We start from the raw sequence: 7,137 nt of genomic DNA, 5'->3' as shown, positions 1-7,137 counted from the left end.
GGGGGGGCGGCGGCCCCCCCCACGGTGGGGGGGGGGCCCCACCCCCCCCCCCCACAAATGCTCACCAGTCTGGAAATTTGTGTTAGCCAGCATCACGATTGTCTTGAGGTAACACCGGCGCGCTGTTCTGGGCAGCTAATACTCAAGACCCATGCACCATTCGATGAACGGCCGCCTCTGTTTGCTGCATTGAGGTACTGTTTTGGGCAGCCTTGAGTGTTGTTCGAAGGCGAGCTTAGGTTCCAGAACGGCCGCTTTATCCGCTTAGTAGACGATTGCTATCCACTGGGTTGGCGCAGGCGTCTTGTGGTCTGGAACTTGCTCGACTCAAGCCACAGGCGCGCCGTCAGAGCGTGCTGAAAAAATATTGCCGTGGGTGCGCCGTGATGAGTAGCAAAGCTGATCCGCAGTTTCGCGATATTCGTATCGATCGCTATGACCTTGAGGGGGCGAGGACCTGGATGTCGGGTATCTGCGGGCCGCACCGCCTCGAAACCGCGACGCCCGAGCGGATCCGCTTTCATCACACGGCCAATGTATTCAAGTCGATGGCCACGACCCTGGGCACGATCGAATACGGCACCGATGTGACCGTCGATATCGAAGATGCCGAGCACTTCAGCAGCTACAGCCTCAGCCTGCCGTTGGTCGGTGAGCAGGAGCTGAGCAAGAACGGCACGCTGCTCAAATCCAATCGCGATCAAGGGGTGATCATCTCGCCGAATGAAAGCCAGATGCTGGCGATCTCCGGTGACTGTCGCAAAATCCAGGTGGTGATCACCCGCGCGGCCATGAGTGAGTCCCTTGAAGGGATGTTGCAGCGCCCGCTGGATACGCCGCTGCGTTTCGAGTCGGTGATGGATGCAGTAGACGGCGCGTCGGCCTCATGGTGGCGCATGGCGCGGTACTTCATCGCTGAGCTTGAGCGCTGCAGCGCGCTGTTTGAGCAGGTGGTCTTCACGCGGGACATCGAAAGCTCATTGATCAAAGGCCTGATCCTCGCCCAGCCGAACAATTACTCCGATGAGCTGCGGGACGTGTTGGGCGTGAAGTTGCCGCACTACCTGATCAGGGCCAAGCAGTACATCCACGACAACGCCCGCGAAGCGCTGCACCTGGAAGACATCGAAGCGGCAGCCGGGGTGTCGCGGTTCAAGTTGTTCGAGGCGTTCAGGAAGTACTTCGCCTTGTCGCCGATGGCCTATCTGAAAAAGTACCGGTTGAACGCGGTGCGCCAGCAGATTCTTGAGCATGGCCTGGCGCGCAACATCTCGGAAATTGCCATGGGCTGGGGGTTCACCCACATGGGGCGTTTTTCCGCCGAGTACCGCAAGTTGTTCGGCGAATCCCCCAGCACAACCTTGCAGCGCAACGAGGCTCGGCGCATGCGCGGGTTTTGAGGCGCATGGTGTTCAGGGGCAATCGGCAACGGCTTATTTGCGGGTAACCAGGTCGAGCAGGTTGTCGCGCTCCTTGATTTTTTGCAGGACGATTTCCGAGCGGATATCGGTAACCCCTGCGGTGCGGTTCAGCTTGTTGACGATGAAATCCGAGAAGTGTTTCAGGTTGCGTGCCTGAACCCGCAGCACATAGTTGCTGGCCCCGGTAATCACGTACGCGGTGGCGACTTCCGGCCACGCTTGTACTTTCTCGATAAACGTCTCGTGCCAGTCCTCGACGTCCTGTCGCAACGACACATGGACGATGGCTTCCAGTTCGATACCCAAGCGTTCGGCGTTCAACACCGCGCGATAGCCAGTGATGATTCCCTCGCTTTCCAACAGCCGCAAACGTCGCAAACATGCCGACGGCGACAGCGCGACTTTCTCCGCCAGTTCCTGATTGCTGATACGCCCGTCCTGCTGCAAGTAATGCAGGATCCGCAGGTCTGTCGAGTCGAGAGTCATGGCTTGAATAAATCCGCGATTTTTTGAGTTGGATTCGAATTATCTTCGAGATAACTACTATATGGCCCTCCACTTTGCACGAAAATTCTCCAAAGCTTCGTTCATTATTTGCTCATTGTGCCGGCGAAAAAATACCCAAGGCAGCGCATCCAGCGGCGGCATGTCATCTCAAGAACAGGAGCGACAATGATCACAAGAAACGATTGCCTGGCACTCGATGCACAGGACTCCCTGGCTCATCTGCGCAACCAGTTCGCGCTTCCCGAAGGCGTGATTTACCTCGACGGCAACTCCCTCGGTGCGCGCCCGATCGCGGCGCTTGAACGAGCTTCGGCAGTGATCGCCGAAGAGTGGGGCAATGGTTTGATCCGCAGCTGGAACAGCGCTGGCTGGCGCGATTTGCCGGAACGTCTGGGCAATCGACTGGCCGGGCTGATTGGCGCCGGTGAGGGTGAAGTGGTGGTGACCGACACCACCTCGATCAACCTGTTCAAGGTGCTCGGCGCGGCCTTGCGCGTGCAGGCCACGCGGGCGCCGACGCGGCGAGTGATCGTCAGTGAGTCCAGCAACTTTCCGACCGACCTGTACATCGCCGAAGGGCTGATGGACTTGCTCCAGCAGGGCTACAGCTTGCGTCTGGTCGATAGCCCGCAAGAACTGGCGCAGGCGATTGACCAGGACACCGCCGTGGTGATGCTCACCCACGTCAATTACAAGACCGGCTACATGCACGACATGCAGGCTGTGACTGCGCTGATCCACGAATGCGGCGCGCTGGCGATCTGGGACCTGGCGCACTCCGCCGGTGCGGTTCCGGTCGATTTGCGTCAGGCCGGCGCGGACTACGCCATCGGCTGCACCTACAAGTACCTCAATGGCGGCCCCGGTTCGCAAGCCTTCGTCTGGGTTTCGCCGCAGTTGTGCGATCTGGTCACGCAACCGCTGTCCGGCTGGTTCGGTCATTCCCGACAATTCGACATGGCCTCAGGCTACGAGCCGAGCAACGGTATCGCGCGCTACCTGTGCGGCACTCAACCGATCACTTCGTTGGCGATGGTCGAGTGCGGCCTGGAGATTTTCGCCCAGACCGACATGGCCAGCCTGCGCCGCAAATCCCTGGCACTGACCGATCTGTTTATCCAGTTGGTCGAGCAGCGCTGCGCCGCCCACGATCTGAAACTGATCACCCCGCGCGAACACGCCAAGCGTGGCAGCCATGTCAGCTTCGAGCACCCGCAAGGCTACGCGGTGATCCAGGCCTTGATCGCCCGAGGCGTGATCGGTGATTACCGCGAGCCGCGGATCATGCGCTTCGGTTTCACGCCGCTGTACACCCGCTTCAGCGAAGTCTTTGATGCGGTGCAGATTCTTGGCGAGATTCTCGATCAGAAAACCTGGTCGCAAGCGCAGTTTCAGGTTCGCCACAGCGTCACCTGATTCCAGCACTGTCTGTGGCGAGGGAGCTTGCTCCCGCTTGAGTGCGCAGCACTCACAAAATCGGTATTCACTGTGAAAATTTTGGGGCCGCTACGCAGCCCAGCGGGAGCAAGCTCCCTCGCCACAGGGTTCAGTTCGACTGTGTGTCCTGGTTTATCCAAATGATGTGCTCTCTAAAAAACACAATATTCAGAGGACAGATAACATGAGCGAAGCCCCAGGCTTTGAGACTATTTCCAACCGTGAGCATGGCCTCAGGCGCCAGCTCACGTCGGGGCAGATGAGCATGATCGCGATTGGCGGTGCGATTGGCACCGGCCTGTTCATGGGCAGCGCCTACGCCATCGGCTATGCCGGGCCGAGCGTGCTGCTCAGCTATGCGATTGGCGCGATCATCACGCTGCTGTTGATGGGCTGTCTGGCGGAAATGACCGTGGCCCACTCGACCTCGGGTTCGTTCGGCGCGTATGCCGAGTTTTATGTCAGCCCGCTGGCCGGGTTTCTGGTGCGCTATGCCTATTGGGCGGCGATTGTGTTGGCGGTCGGCACGGAAGTGACGGCGGTTGCGATGTACATGAAGTACTGGTTCGCCAATGTGCCCGAATGGATCTGGATCGTCTCGTTCTCCAGCGTTCTGATCGTGCTCAATGCCATCAGCGTGAAGACCTTTGGTACCTTTGAGTACTGGTTCTCGACCATCAAGATCGGCGCGATTGTTGGCTTCATCATCCTCGCGGTGTATGTGGTATTCGGTTCCGGTAACCCGGATTACGGTGTGCACAACTACACCAGCCATGGCGGGTTTTTCCCCAATGGCCTGCAAGGAATGTGGGTGGCGGTCATCGTGTCGATCTTCAGCTACCTGAGTGTGGAGATGATCGCGGTGGCGGCCGGTGAAGCGCAGGATCCGGAGCGCGCAGTGAAGAAAGCCTTTCGCGCGACCATCGTACGACTGGTGGTGTTTTACCTGCTGACCCTGGCCCTGATGTTGGCGATTGTGCCGTGGGTTCAGGCAGGTCATGCGCAGAGCCCGTTCGTCACGGTCATGCAAACCATCGGTATTCCGGGTGCCACCGGGGTGATGAATTTCGTGATTCTGATTGCCGCGTTGTCGGCAATGAACAGCCAGCTCTACATCACCACGCGGATGATGTTCAGCTTGTCCCGTGGCGGTTACGCACCCAAGGCGATGGGCGCGTTGAGCAAGACTGGCATCCCGCTCAATGCCTTGCTGCTGTCGAGTTCGGGCATTGCACTGGCGACGCTGCTGAACGTGATGTACCCGGAAAGCTCCTTCACCTTGATGATGGCGATTTCCATGTTCGGCGCGATCTTCACCTGGTTCATGATCTTCCTCACGCACTACTGTTTCCGTCGCTATCACCAGCGTCACGGCGAGCGGAAACTGTCGTTTCGCATGCGTCTGTTTCCCTACACCACGCTGTTGGGGCTGGTGCTGATGGGCGCGGTGATGATCACTACGTACTTCACCGAAGCCTTCAAAATGACCCTGGTGTTTGGTGTGCCTTTTCTGCTGATCCTCTCGCTGGTCTACGGGGTGTTTTTCAGAAAAGCCAAGGTCAGTGCCGCGCTTAGTCCGTTGCCGAAAGTCCAGAGCTGAGGTGTTAGTTGTCCTGCCGGGGTTGCAACGCCTCCAGCAGGGCTTTGGCGTAACGGGGCAGGGCGTCGAATGAGCGTGCGCACAGCAGCAGTTTTCGCTGGGCCCATGGCTCGTTCAGCACCAGGCGCTTGAACGCTTGTCCGCCCGCCCAGCGCTCGACCGCCGCCAGCGGCACAATCGCCAGCCCGGCGCCATGGGCCACCATGCGAATCACCCCGTCAAAGCCATCGGCACGAATGCGGATCTGCATGCGCAGCCCGGCGTGCAGCGCCTGTTCTTCCAGGTAGATCGCCAAGGCGCTGTTGGCGTTCAGCCCGACGTAATCGTGAGACAAGGTTTCGCTGAAGCCGGGCGGTTCATGGTCGGCCAACGGATGATCGTTCGGCATGATCAGCACCAGTGGATCATCGCGAAACGCTTGAGTCTGGAGGTCGTGGGTGTCCACCGCATCGGAAACGATACCGAGCTCGGCCGCCCCCTGGCGCAAGGCATGGGTGATGCGCAGGCTCGGCAGTTCTTGCAGGTCGATGTCGAGGTTGGGGTGTTCACACAGAAAGTCCGCCAGCAACTCGGGCAGGTATTCGCTGATCGCCGTGGTGTTGCACAGTAGCCGTACCTGGCCTTTGACACCTTTGGCGTATTCCGCCAGATCCTGTTGCAGGCGTTCGGCCTGTTGCAGCAATACCCGGGCATGTTGCGCCAGCGCCTTGCCGGCCGGAGTCGGGCTGATGCCGCGACGCCCGCGCTCGAAAAACACGGTGCCCAGCGAAGCCTCCATCGCACGGATGCGCGCACTCGCCGCCGCCAGTGACAGATGGCTGCTGACCGCGCCGGCAGTGATGTTGCCGGCGTCGAGGATGTTCAGGTAAAGCTTGAGGTCGATCAGGTCGAAGTGCATGGGGGGGTCCAAGACTCTGTCAAAACAAGAGGCAGGCTCAGTATATGGCAGATTTTCACGGGCGCTCGGAACGCTCAGGATAACGCCATGAATACACTTCTCGCGTTCTATCAAAACCTCGGGCTGGCCTTGTCTTTGTTGGTGGTTGTCACCTTTCTGATGGCCGGCATGATCAAAGGGGTGATCGGCATGGGATTGCCGACCGTTGCCATGGGCCTGCTTGGTCTGGCTATGGCTCCGACTCAGGCTGCGGCGCTGCTGATCATTCCGGCGACGCTAACCAACGTCTGGCAACTGGTCTTCGGTGGGCACTTGCGTCCATTGGTCAAACGGCTGTGGCCGATGTTGTTGGCGATCGTCATCGGCACCGGCGCAGGCACGTTGTGGCTGGGGATCGACGGCGGGCAATGGGTGGTGCGGGGGCTCGGCGCGGTTCTGTTGCTCTATGCCTTGAGCGGATTGTTGCTGCCGACCTTGCGGGTTGGCAGCACAACCGAACGCTGGCTCGCCCCGCTCTGTGGCGTGCTGACCGGCATCATCACCTCGGCCACCGGGGTCTTTATGATTCCGGCGGTGCCCTATCTGCAAGCGTTGGGGTTGAACAAGGATCAACTGGTGCAGGCGCTGGGTCTGTCATTCACCGCGTCGACCCTGGCGCTGGCCGCCGGCCTGATGTGGCGCGGTGCGCTGGGTGGTGGTGAGCTGAGTGCGTCGCTGCTGGCGCTGATCCCGGCGTTGCTCGGCATGCTGCTGGGGCAATGGCTACGAGAGCGGATCAGCGCCGTGCTGTTCAAGCGAGTGTTCTTCGTTGGCGTTGGATTGCTCGGTGGCCATCTGCTGATCAGCGGTTAGCTGAAGACGGGCTGAGCATGTCGATGCGGTGGATATCGAAGTCGCGTTCCAGGTAATCCATGCGCTTGTCGAAAAACTGCTGCATGTGCGGCAGGTTCGAGTGCACGTCCAGATGCGCCAGGGATTGCCAGATCTCATAGAAAATAAACAGCGTCGGATCCTGCTGGTCGCGCAGCATGTGGTACTCGATGCAGCCAGGTTCGGCACGACTGGGTTCGACGTAAGCGCGGAACAGGGCTTCGAAGGCTTCGGCTTTTTCCGGGCGGGTTTTGGCGTGCAGGATGAAACCGTGTTGTTCACTCATGCAGGAATCCTCAAGTCAGGGCCAGTCAGGGTTTGTAAAAATCCTACGGCAACAATCAGCTGGTGATTCGTGCATTTTGGTCAAATGTAATTTGCCGACTTCGGGCTTATTCAATGGA

The 7,137-nt window shown here is 59.3% G+C and carries 7 protein-coding genes; 4 read left to right on the top strand and 3 right to left on the bottom strand.

Translation table 11 applies throughout. The features are described 5' to 3' along the window. The first annotated feature begins 386 nt into the window (after nt 1-386). Nucleotides 387-1,400, top strand: coding sequence for an AraC family transcriptional regulator (locus NTD87_RS04070; RefSeq protein WP_262112060.1), 1,014 nt, complete (start codon nt 387-389; stop codon nt 1,398-1,400). Between the two features lie 33 nt (nt 1,401-1,433). On the opposite strand, the gene NTD87_RS04065 is transcribed toward NTD87_RS04070, so the two are convergent. Continuing rightward, on the bottom strand, nt 1,434-1,907 hold the full coding sequence (locus tag NTD87_RS04065) for an Lrp/AsnC family transcriptional regulator (RefSeq protein WP_262112059.1): 474 nt from the start codon (nt 1,905-1,907) through the stop codon (nt 1,434-1,436). A 186-nt stretch (nt 1,908-2,093) separates the two neighbouring features. Here NTD87_RS04065 and kynU point away from each other — a divergent pair, with 186 nt between their 5' ends. Both kynU and NTD87_RS04055 read left to right on the top strand, forming a co-directional pair. Then, nucleotides 2,094-3,344 (top strand): kynureninase, encoded by a 1,251-nt coding sequence (kynU, locus tag NTD87_RS04060; protein ID WP_262112058.1) that lies wholly within the window; start codon nt 2,094-2,096, stop codon nt 3,342-3,344. Nucleotides 3,345-3,549: 205 nt separating this feature from the next. Continuing rightward, the gene (locus NTD87_RS04055) at nt 3,550-4,965 is read left to right on the top strand and encodes an amino acid permease (protein WP_262112057.1); all 1,416 of its coding nucleotides are present in this window, start codon (nt 3,550-3,552) and stop codon (nt 4,963-4,965) included. A 4-nt stretch (nt 4,966-4,969) separates the two neighbouring features. Here NTD87_RS04055 and NTD87_RS04050 read toward each other — a convergent pair whose 3' ends face one another. Then, on the bottom strand, nt 4,970-5,863 hold the full coding sequence (locus tag NTD87_RS04050) for a LysR substrate-binding domain-containing protein (protein WP_262112056.1): 894 nt from the start codon (nt 5,861-5,863) through the stop codon (nt 4,970-4,972). Nucleotides 5,864-5,950: 87 nt separating this feature from the next. Here NTD87_RS04050 and NTD87_RS04045 point away from each other — a divergent pair, with 87 nt between their 5' ends. Further along, entirely contained in the window at nt 5,951-6,715 is a 765-nt protein-coding gene (locus NTD87_RS04045) for a sulfite exporter TauE/SafE family protein (protein ID WP_262112053.1), read from the top strand. Here NTD87_RS04045 and NTD87_RS04040 read toward each other — a convergent pair. Beyond that, a complete protein-coding gene (locus NTD87_RS04040; RefSeq protein WP_262112052.1) occupies nt 6,705-7,019 on the bottom strand; it encodes a putative quinol monooxygenase in 315 nt (104 codons plus the stop codon). The genes NTD87_RS04045 and NTD87_RS04040 overlap by 11 nt on opposite strands. Between the last annotated feature and the right edge of the window lie 118 nt (nt 7,020-7,137).

This window comes from Pseudomonas sp. 6D_7.1_Bac1 (assembly GCF_025465945.1).
In the GTDB taxonomy this organism is placed as follows: domain Bacteria; phylum Pseudomonadota; class Gammaproteobacteria; order Pseudomonadales; family Pseudomonadaceae; genus Aquipseudomonas.
Note: the sequence above shows the minus strand (reverse complement) of the source record. Positions and strands in the feature narration are given on the sequence as shown.

Bases quoted from the DNA above. Each gene is read 5' to 3' on its own strand.
- NTD87_RS04040 (WP_262112052.1), bottom strand. From the start codon at position 7,019: ATGAGTGAACAACACGGTTTCATCCTGCACGCCAAAACCCGCCCGGAA.
- NTD87_RS04050 (WP_262112056.1), bottom strand. From the start codon at position 5,863: ATGCACTTCGACCTGATCGACCTCAAGCTTTACCTGAACATCCTCGAC.
- NTD87_RS04055 (WP_262112057.1), top strand. From the start codon at position 3,550: ATGAGCGAAGCCCCAGGCTTTGAGACTATTTCCAACCGTGAGCATGGC.
- NTD87_RS04070 (WP_262112060.1), top strand. From the start codon at position 387: ATGAGTAGCAAAGCTGATCCGCAGTTTCGCGATATTCGTATCGATCGC.
- kynU (WP_262112058.1), top strand. From the start codon at position 2,094: ATGATCACAAGAAACGATTGCCTGGCACTCGATGCACAGGACTCCCTG.
- NTD87_RS04065 (WP_262112059.1), bottom strand. From the start codon at position 1,907: ATGACTCTCGACTCGACAGACCTGCGGATCCTGCATTACTTGCAGCAG.
- NTD87_RS04045 (WP_262112053.1), top strand. From the start codon at position 5,951: ATGAATACACTTCTCGCGTTCTATCAAAACCTCGGGCTGGCCTTGTCT.